Here is a 16775-nt window from a genome sequence, read left to right as displayed (position 1 = left end):
GAGTATCTTCATCTTTTCTTCTTGGGGGCAAAGATACGTAAAATCGGTGGGGAGGAGAAAAAAAGGAAAACAAAAAACGCATGCAATTTTACTCGTATGCGTTTTTTGTTCTGTTTCATAAAAACCGGATGTGTGTTATTGTATGACGATTTCATCCGTAAATAAGAATTGCTTCTTCCCTTGTATGGCATGGAAGCGTACATATCGTGTCTCAGTGGGGGTGCCAATCCAGCCGAAATCACGGAATATCACGTCCTTTCCGGCCTCTTCCTCGCTGCAGATATCACTGCCCAGCAGGGTGAAGTTCTTGCCATCAACAGATGCCCATACTTCCACTTTGGCAGGGAGAAATACTTGTGGGGTACGGATTTGCATGAAGTTGGCCATGACCCGATGTATGGCGGTCACTTCGCCCAGGTCGATAATGGCATCCAAATCATTGGGGCAGAAGCCCTGCCATCGTCCGTCCATGTAGCTTTTGCCGCCGCGAAGTCCGTCGAGGAGACCGGCGTCACCGCCGCCTTTGTATACTTCTTTATGCTGATAGTATCTGCCGCCCGGTGCATAGGTTATCTTTTTGCCTATGCCCTTATGGTAGTCGGTGCGCAGGTGAAGGCTTTTTCCGATAGGCTTTTCTCCGTCGAAAAGGCGTGCGGTCAGCAATATGGAGTCTTTTACGGCAAACGGTTTCTTGTATAACTTGGAAGATACAGTCGGTTCGGAGCCGTCCGTTGTGTAGCGGATGTCAATCGGATGTTTTTCGGAGGTGAGGGACAGCATGATTTTTTTCTTGGCATAGTCAACGGTCTGGCTGGTCTGCACTTGTTCCGACAAGGTGAACGGGTTGTACCCTTTCGTCCGGATGTATCGTATTTCGTTGTTGATACGTCTCTTGAAACTCTCCGGATGCTTGTTCTCCATGGGAGTCCAGCCTACTTCTGCCAGAGCGATGATGCGTGGGTATATCATATATTCGGCATGTTCGTAAGTGGGCAGATATTCAGCCCATACATTGCCTTGCACGCCTAATATGTATTTGCAGATATCACTTCCCAATGAATCGGGAGCCGGGTCGTAGGAGTAGGTCTGTCCGATGGGGATGCAGGCGCCAAACGCCAGCGGCTGTGTCTCAGGGTCATCCTGGTAGTGGTCCAGATAGCAGTGGCTCTCCGGTGTCATGATGGCGTAATGCCCCATGCGGGCGGCGGCAATGCCACCCTCCGTACCCCGCCACGACATGACGGTTGCGTTGGGGGCCAGGCCTCCATCCAGTATCTCGTCCCAGCCGATGATTTCACGCCCTTTGTCGTTGAGGTACTTCTCTATGCGGACTATCATATAGCTTTGCAGCTCACTTTCATCTTTGAGCCCTTCTTCCTTCATGCGCTTCTGGCATTTGGGGCATGCCTTCCAGTGGCGTCTGCTGGCTTCATCACCTCCAATATGGATATACCGGGAAGGGAACAGCCGTATCACTTCATCCAGCACATCTTCGAAGAACTTGAAGGTCTCTTCGTTTCCGATACAGACTTCGCCGGATGTATAAGGCTTGCCGGTACAGGACAGCTGTGGATAGGCTGCCAGTACTTCTCCCGAGTGTCCCGGCATTTCTATTTCGGGGATAACGGTGACATGCCTCAAGCGGGCATATTCCAGAACCTCACGTACATCCGCTTCCGTATAGTAGCCTCCATAGGCTCCTTCTTCATCCTTCTCGCAGAAGTGATGGTCATATTTCCCCCAATCCTGCAGATTGGCGGCTTTTCTCCAGGCTGCGAATTCTGTCAGGCGGGGATAGCCCGGAATCTCCAGCCGCCATCCGGCACCGTCGGTCAGATGCCAATGCAGGCGGTTGATTTTGTAGGTGGCTACCAGGTCTATTTGTTTCTTGACATAGTCCGTGTTAAAGAAGTGTCTTGAAACATCCAGGTGCAGCCCACGATAGGGGAATCTGGGTTCGTCCTTGATGGTCGTGACTGGCAGTTTCTTCCCGTTACGGGCAAGTTGTGCCAGGGTTTGCAGTCCATAGAAGGCACCTGCAGCGGAGGAGGCCTGAATGTTTACACCTTGTTTGCTGACTGTCAGGTTGTAGCCTTCGGCAGCGATTGGATTATCCGTTGCGTCCGTTATTTCTATCGTTACAAAAGGGTTCTTGTCGACAAGCTTCATGGGGATGGCAAAGTCCGGCAGATAGGCCAGCAGGTCATTCATGTCGGATTTCGCCAGATTGGTCGAGAAGGTTACCGTAGATGGCAGTTCTACTGTTTTTGACGTTGTTTGGGCATACTGCGGATATGGAACCACACCGAGTTCCTTGGGGGCTTCGCATGCCGTCAGTAGTAAGACGGCCATGGAAACGAGTGTTAGAGTTTTTTTTATTCGTTTCATAAGGGGGTATTGTTAAGTTCGGAGGTAAATATACGGAATAATATGTAAAATGGATAATCTTTACTTCTTAAAATCCTTTTCCGTCGAAAAAACGTTAACACTATTCGTTCGTCTCATAAAAAAGTCCGATATTTGCAGCCATGATTCAGATAGAGACCATATTTGACATATTGTGGAAGGGGTTCATTATCGGCGTCATTGTGTCCGCGCCATTGGGTCCTGTAGGAGTATTGTGTATTCAGCGTACTTTGAATAAAGGACGGTGGTATGGTTTCGTAACGGGGATAGGAGCTTCGCTAAGCGATATTGCATATGCTTTGCTGACGGGCTACGGGATGAGTTTCGTTTTTGATTATGTCAACAAGAACATCTTTTACCTGCAACTTTTCGGAAGCATTCTTCTGTTGGCGTTTGGCGTTTATACGTTCCGCAGCAATCCGGTACAGTCCATCCGTCCGGTATCCATCAACAAGGGTTCCTATTTTCATAACTTCATAACGGCGTTTGCCGTCACGCTTTCCAATCCTCTGATTATATTCCTTTTTGTAGGCCTTTTCGCCCGCTTCGCTTTTGTAAGTGAGGGAGTGCTGGTATTCGAGGCCGTTACCGGATACTTGGCCATCGCATTGGGCGCTTTGGCATGGTGGTTTGGCATTACCTTTTTTGTCAATAAAGTCCGTACACAATTCAACTTGCGTGGCATCTGGATGCTGAACCGTATTATCGGGAGCATTGTCATTGTGGTGTCTGTGGTGGGATTGGTGTTTACGCTGATGGGTGAATCGCTGTATTGAGTGGGAAGGTGAAAAATCATAATTCATACATTTTATCGTGAAGATTGCGCAACAACTGAAAGAAAAGAATATAGCCGAATACCTTATATATATGTGGCAGGTGGAGGATTTGCTCCGTGCCAACGGCTGTGACATAGACCGGATACGCCAGAACATCATTTTGCGCTATCCGGAGGAGGAACGGCCTGCGTTGGAAGAATGGTATGGAAATCTGGCAGATATGATGCGTGCGGAAGGCGTAACGGAAAAAGGACATCTGCAAATCAACCGGAATGTCATTCTGAACCTGACGGAGCTGCATGGCGAATTACTGGCTTCTACGAAATATCCGTTCTATAATGCGGCTTATTTCAAGGCACTGCCTTTTATCGTGGAGCTGCGCCAGAAGAGCGGCCGGAAAGAGGAGCCTGAGGTAGACACTTGTTTCGAGGCGCTTTATGGAGTGCTGCTGTTGCGCTTGCAGAAGAAGGAAATCAGTCAGGGCACGGCAAAGGCTATGGAGGCCATCAGCGGTTTCGTCTCGTTGCTTGCCAACTATTATGACAAGGAGAAGCGGGGAGAATTGGAGTTGATGGATAATTGATAATTATGGAGGAAAATATTGTTCATCGTAACATTCTATATATAAGTGTAACTTTATTAAATGAATATTCTGATAACCGGTGCCAACGGTCAACTTGGCAATGAAATGCGAGTGTTGTCGAAAGAAAACGGACAACATGCTTATTTTTTCACTGACGTGCAGGAATTGGACATTTGCGACGAACAAGCTGTGCACGGGTTTGTGAAGGACAACCGGATAGATGTAATCGTGAATTGCGCCGCTTATACGGCTGTAGACAAGGCGGAAGACAATCAGGAGCTTTGCGACAAGCTGAACCATGTCGCTCCGGGCTATCTGGCTGCCGCTGCCGAAGCTTGCGGTGCTGCATTGATACAAGTGTCTACCGACTATGTTTTTGACGGAACCGGACACACCCCCTATACGGAAGAGGCGGCTACTTGTCCCAATTCAGTATATGGTTTTACCAAACTGGCGGGTGAGCAGGCGGTGATGAAGTATTGCAGCCGTGCCATGATCATCCGTACGGCGTGGCTCTATTCCATTTATGGAAATAATTTTGTGAAGACGATGCTCCGTTTGGGACGCGAGCGCGAGACGCTGGGAGTTGTATTCGACCAGATAGGTACGCCGACATACGCCAATGATTTGGCACGCGCCATCTTTGCGGCTATCAGCCAGGGAATCGTGCCCGGCATCTATCACTTCAGCAACGAGGGAGTCTGCTCGTGGTATGATTTTACGTTGGCTATCCATCGTCTGGCAGGTATCAAGAGCTGCAAGGTAAGTCCGCTGCATACGGACGAATTCCCTGCCAAGGCACCGCGTCCGCATTATTCTGTGTTGGACAAGACAAAGATAAAGAAGACATTCGGCATCGATATACCCCATTGGGAGGCGAGCCTTGCCGTCTGCATGAAGAATTTGGAAGAGTGATTATTACTGACTAATTGATATATGGCCAATAACAACGAAATAGAGAGACGGAGAACGTTTGCGATTATTGCGCATCCGGATGCCGGTAAGACATCATTGACCGAGAAGCTGTTGCTTTTTGGTGGACAAATCCAGGTGGCGGGTGCCGTAAAGAGCAATAAGATAAAGAAGACGGCAACGTCGGACTGGATGGATATTGAAAAACAGCGTGGTATTTCCGTTACCACTTCTGTAATGGAGTTCGACTACCATGACTACAAGGTCAACATCCTTGATACTCCGGGTCACCAGGACTTTGCTGAAGATACCTACCGCACGCTGACGGCTGTGGACAGTGTTATCATCGTGGTGGACGGTGCGAAAGGTGTGGAAACGCAGACACGCAAGCTGATGGAGGTCTGCCGTATGCGTAATACGCCGGTGATTATCTTCATCAACAAGATGGACCGTGAAGCCAAAGACCCGTTCGACCTGTTGGACGAGCTGGAGGAGGAACTGCACATCCACGTGCGTCCCTTGACGTGGCCTATCGAGAGCGGTGTCCGTTTCAAGGGTGTCTACAATATCTACGAGCATAACCTCAACCTCTACCAGCCCAGCAAGCAGGTAGTGACGGAGAAGGTGGAAGTGGACATCCATACCGAGGAATTGGACAACCGGATTGGTGCCCAGCTGGCCGATAAGCTGCGTGGCGAACTGGAACTGATAGACGGTGTTTATCCCGAATTCGATAAGGAGGAATATCTGAAGGGTGAGCTGGCTCCTGTGTTCTTCGGTTCGGCACTGAATAATTTCGGTGTGCAGGAACTGCTGGATTGCTTTGTGGAGATTGCTCCCAGTCCCCGTTCCGTGAAGGCGGAAGAACGTGAGGTGGAGCCGGAAGAACCTAAATTTACCGGATTCATCTTCAAGATAACCGCCAATATCGACCCGAATCACCGTTCATGTATCGCTTTCTGCAAAATCTGCTCCGGGAAGTTTGTACGCAATGCCCCGTACTTGCATGTACGTCATGGCAAGACGATGCGTTTCTCGTCGCCTACGCAGTTCATGGCGCAGCGCAAGACAACTGTCGATGAGGCTTGGGCGGGAGATATTATCGGCCTGCCGGATAACGGTACGTTTAAGATTGGCGATACGCTGACCGAAGGCGAGGCGCTTCACTTCAAGGGGCTTCCGAGTTTCTCTCCGGAGATGTTCAAGTACATTGAGAATGCCGACCCGATGAAGCAGAAACAGCTTGCCAAGGGTATCGACCAGTTGATGGACGAAGGTGTGGCGCAGTTGTTCGTCAACCAGTTCAACGGGCGTAAGATTATCGGTACGGTGGGGCAGTTGCAGTTCGAGGTCATCCAGTATCGTCTGGAGAACGAATACAGTGCGAAGTGCCGTTGGGAGCCGCTCAGTCTGTATAAAGCCTGCTGGATTGAGAGCGATGATGCGGCTGAACTGGAAGCCTTCAAGAAGCGCAAATACCAGTACATGGCGAAAGACCGCGAGGGTAGGGATGTGTTCCTGGCGGACAGCGGATATGTGTTGCAGATGGCGCAGATGGACTTCAAGCATATCAAGTTCCACTTTACGAGCGAGTTCTAAGCTATACGATTTTTGCTGACTCACGGCTATAAATGATGCAAGTCGAAGAAAAAGAGGAGGTACAAAGTAATGAAAAACTTTGTACCTCTTTATTTATTGTGGGAAGAAAGTGTTACCTTTGTTTCTGCAACGATTAATATGCATTGATTATGAAAACTGTTGAAGTAAGCTCGTTCCTTACCGATTTTACACCTTACTTATTATAAACACAAAATTTCAAGATGAAACATACCTTCCTTTTTCTCCTGCTGATTCTCCTTCTGGGGCTGACAGCCTGCTCGAAACCTGCCGATAGAACTTTGGTGTATAGTGTGGTGAAAACCTATCAGGATTTGTATAATGCGGTAACAAAGTAAAATCAGCCAAACACGTAGAGAGGCACATTCTCTCTATGTGTTTATTCTTTCTTTTCACTGGCATAAACTCATAAATGATGTCATATTGCAAAGAATAACTTATAACAATTACCTTGTAGAGATAGGAAGATACAGGTGGCTTCATTATCAGGGGTTTGCGTGTGTCGCTTGTAGAGATTATCACCTTATTCCTCTTATTTAAGCTTTATTTCCCCCCTTCTTCTTGTAGAGATATGGTTTTTGTAATCCTTTGTTTTTGAGTGATTTGTGAAAATCGGTTGTAGATGCCATTTTCTTGTTTTCCCTTGTTTCCCACCCTAACTTTGCAACATCGAATTTGAGAAAAGCAGACGGCTGAATCGTTGAGGCCTCACGATGAAAACTTCTGCTTCTCGGGTGAGACAAGAGAAACAGAATATACCTATTATTAATCATTTAAAACATTACGATTATGGCATTTTTTAAAAGAGTTCAAAAAAAAGTAAACGATTTGTGGTATCCTCAATCAGTAACCTGGGGCAAGGCGGTTACTACCCGTGAAGTGGCAGATGAACTGTCTTTCATTTCTACCGTGACCCGTGGTGACACGTATGCGGTGATGGAGAACTTGGGGCGTGTATTGAGCAATTTCATGGGGCAGGGACGTACTGTGAAGATAGACGGTATAGGCACTTTCTACTATACTGCTACCTCTACCAAAAGAGGGGTGCCGACGGCTGAGGAGGTAAGCGCTTCGCTGATAAACGGAGTACGTGTCCGTTTCCTGCCCGAAGTGGAGCGTAATAGTGGCAATCAGGTGACTACCCGCAGCATGGTGAATACAAAGATTGTTTGGAAAGAGTGGGGTAAGACTTCTACCTCCACCGGTACTACTCCCGGCGACAATACCGGTGGAACCCCCGGCGGCAACGACGGCGACCAGGGTGAGAATCCGTTGGGCTGATTCTCCTTCCTTGAAAGCAATTGATGACTGACACCGTTTTATGCTAAAAGTTTCCTGTACCGCCTCATTGGTTGTGCGGGAAGCTTTACTTTTTAGCATCTTTTATCATTCTTCTCTGCCTTTCTTTAATGGATTATCGCTAATTTCGAGCGATTTTTCGTAAATTCGGCTGAATAACTAATAATTTATAATATGGAAAACTTGAATACAGCACTTTTGCTGATGGTGGTAGGTATGGCAACAGTCTTCGCTATCCTGCTGATTGTTATTAACTTAGGAAAATCTCTTATTGCATTGGTGAATAAATATGCGCCCGAAGAGGTGACACCGGCTAAAGCTGCGGCAAATGGTCCCGCACCTGTCCCCGGTAATATTCTGGCAGCTATCAGTGCAGCCGTAACAGTAGTGACACAAGGTAAGGGTAAAGTTGCTAAGGTAGAAAAAATCTGAAATAATAATCTTATATAAAAACACACCGAATAATTTAGTATGAAAAAGGAAATTAAGTTCAGTTTGGTATTCAGGGACATGTGGCAGAGTGCCGGAAAATATGTACCCCGTGTTGACCAACTGGTGAAAGTAGCTCCCGCCATCATTGAGATGGGTTGTTTTGCGCGCGTGGAAACCAATGGTGGAGGTTTTGAACAAGTAAATCTGCTGTTTGGGGAGAATCCGAATAAAGCCGTGCGCGAGTGGACGAAGCCGTTCCATGAAGCCGGTATCCAGACCCACATGTTGGACCGTGCCCTGAATGGCCTCCGCATGAGTCCCGTGCCCGCCGATGTGCGCAAGCTGTTCTATAAGGTGAAGAAAGCGCAAGGTACGGACATCACGCGTACTTTCTGCGGTCTGAACGATACCCGCAATATCATTCCTTCTATTGGCTATGCACACGATGCCGGAATGATTTCCCAATGCTCGCTCTGCATCACCCATTCACCCATCCATACCGTAGAATACTACACGGAGATGGCACTGAAGCTTATCAAGGCAGGTGCCGACGAAATCTGCATCAAGGATATGGCAGGTATCGGACGTCCGGTTTCTTTGGGCAAGATTGTGGCCAATATCAAGGCGGCGCATCCCGATATTCCTATCCAGTATCATAGTCATGCGGGTCCCGGTTTCAATATGGCAAGTATTCTTGAAGTGTGCGAAGCGGGTTGCGACTATATCGACGTAGGCATGGAGCCGCTTTCCTGGGGTACGGGACATGCCGACTTGCTCAGTGTGCAGGCCATGCTGAAGGATGCAGGCTTCCAGGTGCCCGAAGTCAATATGGAGGCATATATGAAGGTACGCGCACTCATCCAGGAGTTTATGGACGACTTCCTTGGCTTGTACATCAGCCCGCGCAACCGCCTGATGAACTCCCTGCTGATTGGTCCCGGACTGCCGGGTGGCATGATGGGCAGTCTGATGGCAGACTTGGAATCCAATCTGGAGTCCATCAACAAATACAAGGCAAAACGCAACCTGCCCTTCATGAAGCAGGATGAACTGCTCATCAAGTTGTTCAACGAAGTGGCATATGTTTGGCCGCGCGTGGGTTATCCCCCGTTGGTGACTCCGTTCAGCCAGTACGTCAAGAACCTTTCCATGATGAACGTCATTGCTATGGAGAAAGGCAAGGAACGCTGGGGTATGATTGCCGATGACATTTGGGATATGCTGTTGGGCAAGGCAGGTAAGCTGCCGGGTCAGCTGGCTCCCGAAATCATAGAGAAGGCCGAACGCGAAGGACGCAAGTTCTTCACCGGCAATCCGCAGGACAACTATCCCGATGCTCTGGACAAGTACCGCAAGCTGATGAAGGAGAACAAGTGGGAACTGGGCGAGGACGACGAAGAGCTCTTCGAATACGCCATGCACCCGGCTCAATACGAGGCTTACAAGAGTGGCAAGGCCAAGCAGGACTTCCTGGAGGATGTGGAGAAACGCCGTGCCGAACGTGACAAGTCTCCGCTGGACGATGCCAAACCCAAGACGCTCACTGTGCAGGTGGACGGTCAGGCTTACCGCGTGACGGTGGCATACGGTGACATCGACCTGCCCGCTTCGGCCACCGAAAAGGTGACAGCTCCCCCCGTAGGCGAAGGTCAGGACGTTCCGGCTCCGCTCGAAGGCAAGTTCTTCCTGACAAAGAATGCGCAGGAAACCCCGTTGAAAGTGGGTGACAAGGTGAAGAGTGGCGACCTCCTCTGCTATATCGAAGCTATGAAGACATACAATGCCATCCGCGCAGACTTTGATGGAACGGTTGTTGCCATCTGTGTCAATCCGGGTGACTCTGTTTCTGAAGATGATGTATTAATGAAGATAGGATAATGGAAGATATATTTGCAAAACTCTATGATATGACGGCCTTCAGTAACATCATTGCTGATCCGTCGTTCCTCGTGATGTATGCCATCGCTTTCATCCTGCTTTATTTAGGTATCAAGAAACACTATGAACCATTGTTGTTGGTACCCATCGCTTTCGGTGTGCTCATTGCCAACTTTCCCGGCGGCGAGATGGGGGTGATTCAGGCAGATGAAAACGGAATGGTCATGGTAGGCGGGGTGATGAAGAATATTTGGGAGATGCCGTTGCACGAGATTGCGCACGACCTCGGACTGATGAACTTCATTTATTATATGCTGATTAAGACCGGCTTTCTGCCGCCTGTTATCTTTATGGGTGTGGGTGCGCTGACAGACTTCGGTCCGATGCTCCGTAACTTGCGTCTCTCCATATTCGGTGCGGCTGCGCAGTTAGGTATTTTCACCGTACTGCTTTGTGCTGTGATGATAGGGTTCACTCCGCAGGAAGCAGGTGCGTTGGGCATTATCGGTGGTGCCGATGGTCCTACGGCTATCTTTACTACCATCAAGCTGGCTCCCCATCTGTTGGGACCGATTGCCATTGCTGCTTATTCTTATATGGCGCTGGTACCGGTCATCATTCCGATGGTGGTGAAGCTGTTCTGTACCAAGAAGGAATTGATGATTAACATGAAGGAGCAGGAGAAGCTGTATCCTTCGAAAACCGAGATTAAGAATCTGCGTGTATTGAAGATTATCTTCCCGATTGCAGTGACTACGATTGTTGCTTTATTTGTGCCCACAGCAGTACCTTTGATTGGTATGTTGATGTTCGGTAACTTGATTAAGGAAATCGGTTCGGATACAAGCCGCTTGTTTGATGCTGCTGCTAATAGTATCATGAATGCAGCTACCATCTTCTTAGGATTGAGCGTTGGCGCCACGATGACCAGTGAGGCATTCCTGAATTGGACGACTATCGGTATTGTGATTGGTGGTTTCTTGGCATTTGCATTGTCCATTACGGGAGGTATTTTCTTTGTGAAGCTGTTCAACCTATTCAGCAAGAAGAAGATCAATCCGCTGATTGGTGCTACCGGCCTGAGTGCCGTACCCATGGCAAGCCGTGTCTGCAATGAAATAGCAACGAAGTATGACCCGAAAAACCATGTGCTGAATTACTGTATGTCCAGTAATATCTCCGGCGTAATCGGCTCGGCTGTTGCGGCGGGTGTGCTGATTTCATTCCTGGGATAAACGGTCAGTAGGAAAAATATAAAGAAACTCTGGTATGGCTTTGTAAAGCTATGCCGGAGTTTTTTGTATGTTTTTCTTTGAGGGGCATTTCATTCACTAACCACCTTCCAATATTCAGCCATCGCCATCTTCTCCGCCAGATACGCATCAATCAGGTTGGTGTGTGCCTGCGTCCACGAGAGTTGTGCGGACAACACATCTGCCATGCTGGCTTTTCCTTCATTATAAGAGAAGGTGACAAGGCCCAGATTCTCTTCGGCGAGTATCATATTCTCCTGGGCCGTCTTGACTTGCTGTTCAGTTTCCGTCAGTTTTGTGGTGGCTGCGGAGAGCTCTTCCAGAATATTGTCCGTTACATAGCTTTGTTGCAGCTTCTGTATGCCGATATAGGCTTTCTGTTGGCGGTTTGTCTTGAAGCGGGCTCCCCAACGGAAGATGGGGATGCTGACATTGACTCCTACGACGGGAGTATGAGGTACATCCTGCCCCATATAGGTGATTCCCGTATCCCAACCGGTAGCGAGAAACATGCTGACTTGTGGGTTGTAGCGGCTGAGGGCGGCATGCCGTTGCGCTTCACTGCGGGCGATGTTCACGGAGGTACTGGCATATTCTGCCCGGCGAAGCAGCACATCATCCAGGCCCAGAGGTATGATGGAGGCAGTCGGTATATCTATTTCGGCTATGCTGTCTATGGGAGCGTCCGGTTCCGAGCCCATAAGGATATTCAGTTTTTGCAGGGCAAGGGTATGGTTTTGGCGTGCCTTGATGTACTGCAATTCGGCTTCCTTACGTCGGGTGGAAATCATCAGCAAGTCTGTGCGGCTGATGGCACCGTCATCAAAGCGGTCTTGGATGATGTCGTACTGCTGTTGTACAATATCCTGAAAGGTAGCCGCGGCTTTCAGACCGGCACGGGCGGCAGAGGCATTCCAATAGACGGCGTCACTTTGATAGTGTATCTGGTCGAGGGTCAGCTCTGTGGTAAGTTGGTCCAGTGCCTCTTCGGCTTGCGCCACTTTCTTTTGGGCTATTAGGGAACCTCCGGTATAAAGCGGCTGCGTCAAGGTGGCAAGTGCCTGATAGGTATAAGGGTGGTAGTCTCCTTTCGGACTGTTCCATTGGTCCAGATGATTGAGATTGGCGGTACCCTCGGCAGTGATGTCAATCTGGGGCAGGAAACCGGTGGAGGCAATCTTGCGTGCCTCGGTACTGGCGAATGTTTTCAGATGCTGTTGTTTCAGAATCTGGCTGTATGCTTCTACCTTGTCGCGGTATTCTTCGCGGCTCAGATATGCTTGTTGTGCCCCGGCATTCAGTCCTGAGCACAGTAATGATAGAATAAGTATATTTGTTTTCATCATTCAATTGGTAAACTGTAAATTGTTGAATGTTCTCTCACTTGATTTTATGAATGGCGCAATAAGCCACCGGCAGCACGAATAGTGTCAATGCCGAGGCTACCAGCAAACCACCCATGATGGTTGCCGCCATGCCGCCGAACATGGCGTCGAACAATAACGGCAACATTCCCAGGATAGTGGTACCCGATGCCATGGCCACCGGGACAATACGGGTGGTCGTTGCACTGATAACGGCTTCACGCGGTGCTTTTCCGGCAGCGGTTTCCGTATCAATCTGGTCCACCAGCACGATGGCATTCTTGATATTCATTCCAATCAGCCCCAGCAAGCCGAGGATGGAGAAGAAGTCGAATGATTTCCCCAATACCACCAGTCCCAGTACAATACCTATAAAGATAAGCGGCAGCATCAGCAGGATAACAATCGGCTTCCGGTAGCTGCGGAACAGAAACAGCAAGGTGACGAACATAAGGAAGAATGTCAGCGGCAGGTTAGCTGCCAGTGCGGCATTGCTTTCTGCCTGGCTTTCCTGCTCTCCGAAGTATTTCATGGTGTAACCTTCGGGCACATCAATCTCTTCTTGCACTTGCTTCCATATACGGTTGAAGGCGGCAATGGCATTCACACCGCGGCGTGGGTCGGCCTGCGCCATCATCACCATCTGCCGGTTGTAGTCTTTCACATTGGAGAACTTGTACTGGAAGTCGAACCGGCTGACGACTTGTTCCAGAGTGGTTGTTTCGCGTGCAGTGCCGAATACGGGGAGTGTACGCAAGTCGTTGATGCGGAAAGAGTCGATAGTTTTATCCTTCAACAGAACGGGAAGTACCTGGTCTCCTTCCCTGTATTCCCCAAGTGTCATGCCGTTCGTACCGATCTGGATACTCTGTGCCATGCTTTGACGGGAGATACCCAACGGTTGTGCACGCTCCTGACTGTAAACGGGATGCCATACCGGTATCTTATTGCCCCAGGAGTTGCGCACGTTGATAAGTTCGCCGTCACGGTGCATGATGTCCAGAGCCTTGTTGGTCAACATGACCAGCGTATCCGTGTTATTGCCGATGAACCCGATTTCAATGGCGGCATCTACAGCAGGAGAGAGTTTGAACAACATGGTACGGGTGATGGCATTGGGATAGTTGGCCTTCATGTAGGCATCAAGGTTCTCTTCCTGCTTCTTGGTATATTTGCTGTCCGTTACTTCCACCAGGATATTGGCGAAGTTAGGTTTGGGGCCGACGGAAGTGGAGGCCAGATAGTAACGCAACGGTGTGCTGCCGAATGTGACGGATACCCGTTTCACTTCCGGCTGCTGCATCAGATGCGCTTCCACCTTTTTCATTTCGGTTTCTACTTCGCGGATGCTGTACCCGTCCGGATAGAATACATCTGCCCGAAAGTAGGGCTTGTCCAGAGAAGGGAAGAAGTTCTGGGGCATCAGTCCCATGACGATGAGGGAGAGGATGAACAGTGCTGTAATGCTTCCAAGGGTCAACGCCTTCTTGCGTATCAGTGTGCCGAGGATGGAGGCGAATTTATGGTAGAAAGGCTTGTCGTATGGGTCTTTATCACCATCTTTAGCCTTTGCTTTCAGTATGAAGTTGCCGAATGTAGTGGTTTGTGTCAACGCCAGCACCCAACTTAATCCCAGGGAAATGGCCAACACTACGAATAGCGGTTTCACGATTTCGGCTACGGAAGAGGGAGCCAGATACAGTGGCAGAAACGAACAGATGGCAATGAACGTTGCTCCCAGCAATCCCCATTGGGGACCGGTGGCACCGTCTATCAGCGCTTTTCGGCGGTCGATGCCGCGGGCAATGGCAATTTGGGCATTATCTGTCACCACGATGGCATTGTCCACCAGCATTCCCATGGCTATGATGAATCCGGCGAGGGAGGTCCGGTTCAGACCTACGCCAAGAAACGACATAATGAGCAGTGTGCCTCCGATAGAGAATATAAGGGAAGAGCCAATCAGTACTCCTGCACGCATGCCCATCACCAGCATGATGATTACAATCACAATCAGGATGGATTCTATCAGATTGATGATGAACCCGTTGTTGGCTTCTTTGGCAATCACGTTTTCGGGATACAGACTTTCCAGTTCCAGCCCCACGGGGATGAGGGGCATGAGTTCGGCAAGCCTCCGGTCTACCAGTTCACCGGTTTTTACCACATCCTTTGTCGGGTCGGTGGAGATGCCGATACCGATGGCGCGCTTTCCGTTGACGTGCATGATATTGCCGGGAGGTTCCATGTATCCCTTTTCAATGATGGCGATGTCACCCAGCTTGACTTGTCCGCCGGAGGTAGTGATAACCTGGTTGCGGATATCATCGACAGTCGTGTAGGTACCGTTGGCCACAATGCGTAACTGTTGTTCTCCGGCGCTGATTTCACCCGTATTGATAATCTGGTTCTGCGATTGTAGCAGGCTGGCCAGCTGCTTGGGGTCGATACCCATTCCTGCCAGCTTGTTTACGGAGATGAATATATGGATGACCTCTGTCTGTGTACCGAAAAGGGCTACCTTCATCACACCGTCTGCCGTGATGACTTGTGTCTTGATTCGTTCCGCCCAGTTTCTCATTTCTTCATAAGAGAAACCGTCGTCACCCACCAGGCCGTAATAGATGCCGAAAACGTCTCCAAAATCATCCGAGACGGTCGGTACAGAAGAGCCTGCGGGCAGTTGGGGCTGTATGTTGAGCACTTTACGCCGCAGTTCGTCCCACTTCTGCGGAATGGATGTGGCAGAGAGTGACGGTTGCAGTTCGAAGGTTATCTTGGAGAGTCCGTACATAGACTCTGACTTTATCTTGTAGACGCCGCTCATCGACTGTATTTCTCGGGAGATGGGTTCGGTGACGAGCCGTTCCACTTCTGCCGGCTCCGCTCCCGGGTAGCGTGTCATGATGACTGCCGACTTGATGACGAAAGGTGCGTCTTCCTTCTTTCCCAACCTGCCGAATGACAGTATACCGCCGATAAGCAGCACAGCCAGAAAGAAGTAGACTATCTTCGTGTTGTCTAATGAATATTGGGCTAGATTCATAATGAATATTTTTTAGATAAATGGGGAATGTAATGTGCCAATGTGATTAATCACATTAGTACCTTTATTGCTTCTCCTTCTGTCAGCTGGTATACTCCGGCCGTCACAACGGTTTCTCCCGGTTCCAACCCTTTAGAAATAAGCAGGTTTGCCTCTCCCGTTGGAGAATAAACGGTCACTTCGCGGCGACTGACTTTATTACCTTCCACCACCCATACATACGTTTTCCGGTTTTCACTGTCGCCAAATACGGCGCTTAACGGTACATTCATCAGCTTTTCTTCCAGAAAGGGAGCGACATCCGATGCCAGCTTTATTTTGCATGTGAATCCCGGTTTTACGTCATAACGTGTACGGTCAAAGTGCGGGTCGTCAATTGTTATTGTCACCGGAATACCCGTCCCTGCTGTGGAGATGTCAAGATACTCTTCCAGTCTGGCATCGAAAGCCTCTGCAGGGTAACTGTCGAACACCACCTTGAACTTTACGTCCTTGGCACGGAGCAGATAGAGATAATCATCCGGTACGGTGAACTTGATTCGTAGCTTCTGTGTATTTACCAGCTGTACAACCCCTTCTCCTGCATTGACACGCTGATAGTTCTCTACCAGCCGTTTTTCGATGGAACCCTCGAAAGGGGCTGTCAGCCGCGTATCCCGCATATTGTTGCCGGACAACTCGTAAGTGGATTTTGCTTTCTGATAGTTGGCTACGCTGATTTCGTATTCCTGCACGGAGATAGCCTGGCGGCCAAGCAGCCGTTTGTTACGTTCCACTTGTGCGGCAGCTGTTTCGTAGGCAGCCTTGTCGGCTGCATATTGCAGGGAGATGTCGCGTGGGTCGATGGCGGCAATCAGTTGCCCCTTTTTTACCCGCTGTCCCTCTACAACCGGGAGGCTGATGATTTGTCCGCTGACGCGGAAGGCAAGTCTCACATATTCCACGGCTTCCACTATTCCGGAGAAGTCTTTGCGGATAACCGACTGTGAACTGATTTGCGCAGTCTTCACCGGTCGGATAAGGGTATTGCTACCCTTTTGTTTTTGCCCGCACGACGTGATGAACAACGTCGTAACCAGGGCGAAAAGAAACATTTTTTTCATTGGTAAACAAGTATATAGTTATTCGTTCAGGTATATATAAAAACATAAAACCGGGAAAACAACCAAATGTTCTCCCGGTTATAGGATAAATGATGATTTAATGTGC

General features: G+C 49.2%; 13 protein-coding genes. 9 read left to right on the top strand and 4 right to left on the bottom strand.

Annotation, left to right across the window (positions count from 1 at the left end; all coding sequences use genetic code 11):
* Window positions 1-135 precede the first annotated feature (135 nt).
* Entirely contained in the window at window positions 136-2388 is a 2253-nt protein-coding gene (locus DW896_RS05915) for a family 20 glycosylhydrolase (protein WP_005835722.1), read from the bottom strand.
* Between the two features lie 140 nt (window positions 2389-2528).
* Between DW896_RS05915 and DW896_RS05910 the strand changes: the two genes are divergently transcribed.
* From DW896_RS05910 to DW896_RS05870, 9 genes are all read left to right on the top strand, one after another.
* Entirely contained in the window at window positions 2529-3182 is a 654-nt protein-coding gene (locus DW896_RS05910) for a LysE family translocator (protein WP_005826316.1), read from the top strand.
* A gap of 37 nt (window positions 3183-3219) precedes the next feature.
* Window positions 3220-3765, top strand: coding sequence for a DUF4924 family protein (locus DW896_RS05905; RefSeq protein ID WP_005826317.1), 546 nt, complete (start codon window positions 3220-3222; stop codon window positions 3763-3765).
* Between the two features lie 60 nt (window positions 3766-3825).
* Window positions 3826-4680 carry a dTDP-4-dehydrorhamnose reductase gene (rfbD, locus tag DW896_RS05900; protein WP_005826319.1) on the top strand — a complete coding sequence of 285 codons (855 nt, stop codon included), beginning with the start codon at window positions 3826-3828 and terminating at the stop codon, window positions 4678-4680.
* 21 nt (window positions 4681-4701) lie between these two features.
* The gene (locus tag DW896_RS05895; protein ID WP_005835727.1) at window positions 4702-6276 is read left to right on the top strand and encodes a peptide chain release factor 3; all 1575 of its coding nucleotides are present in this window, start codon (window positions 4702-4704) and stop codon (window positions 6274-6276) included.
* Between the two features lie 221 nt (window positions 6277-6497).
* On the top strand, window positions 6498-6632 hold the full coding sequence (locus DW896_RS21810) for a hypothetical protein (protein WP_005826323.1): 135 nt from the start codon (window positions 6498-6500) through the stop codon (window positions 6630-6632).
* A gap of 451 nt (window positions 6633-7083) precedes the next feature.
* Entirely contained in the window at window positions 7084-7575 is a 492-nt protein-coding gene (locus tag DW896_RS05885; RefSeq protein WP_005835731.1) for an HU family DNA-binding protein, read from the top strand.
* Between the two features lie 192 nt (window positions 7576-7767).
* A complete protein-coding gene (locus DW896_RS05880) occupies window positions 7768-8025 on the top strand; it encodes an OadG family protein (RefSeq protein ID WP_005835732.1) in 258 nt (85 codons plus the stop codon).
* Between the two features lie 39 nt (window positions 8026-8064).
* The gene (locus tag DW896_RS05875) at window positions 8065-9903 is read left to right on the top strand and encodes a biotin/lipoyl-containing protein (protein WP_005826327.1); all 1839 of its coding nucleotides are present in this window, start codon (window positions 8065-8067) and stop codon (window positions 9901-9903) included.
* Window positions 9903-11138, top strand: coding sequence for a sodium ion-translocating decarboxylase subunit beta (locus tag DW896_RS05870; RefSeq protein WP_005826328.1), 1236 nt, complete (start codon window positions 9903-9905; stop codon window positions 11136-11138). The genes DW896_RS05875 and DW896_RS05870 overlap by 1 nt, the downstream gene beginning before the upstream one ends.
* An 89-nt stretch (window positions 11139-11227) precedes the next feature.
* On the opposite strand, the gene DW896_RS05865 is transcribed toward DW896_RS05870, so the two are convergent.
* The 3 genes from DW896_RS05865 to DW896_RS05855 are packed head-to-tail and all read right to left on the bottom strand — an operon-like array spanning window position 11228 to window position 16669.
* Window positions 11228-12502, bottom strand: a complete 1275-nt coding sequence (locus DW896_RS05865) for a TolC family protein (protein WP_098032309.1) — start codon at window positions 12500-12502, stop codon at window positions 11228-11230.
* 34 nt (window positions 12503-12536) lie between these two features.
* Window positions 12537-15566 carry an efflux RND transporter permease subunit gene (locus tag DW896_RS05860; protein WP_098032308.1) on the bottom strand — a complete coding sequence of 1010 codons (3030 nt, stop codon included), beginning with the start codon at window positions 15564-15566 and terminating at the stop codon, window positions 12537-12539.
* 50 nt (window positions 15567-15616) lie between these two features.
* Entirely contained in the window at window positions 15617-16669 is a 1053-nt protein-coding gene (locus tag DW896_RS05855) for an efflux RND transporter periplasmic adaptor subunit (protein WP_034523118.1), read from the bottom strand.
* Window positions 16670-16775 lie beyond the last annotated feature (106 nt).

The organism is Bacteroides sp. AM41-16 (genome assembly GCF_003603495.1).
Taxonomy (GTDB): domain Bacteria; phylum Bacteroidota; class Bacteroidia; order Bacteroidales; family Bacteroidaceae; genus Bacteroides; species Bacteroides uniformis.
The sequence above is the reverse complement of the archived record's forward strand: the minus strand, read 5'-3'. Positions and strand labels throughout refer to the sequence as shown.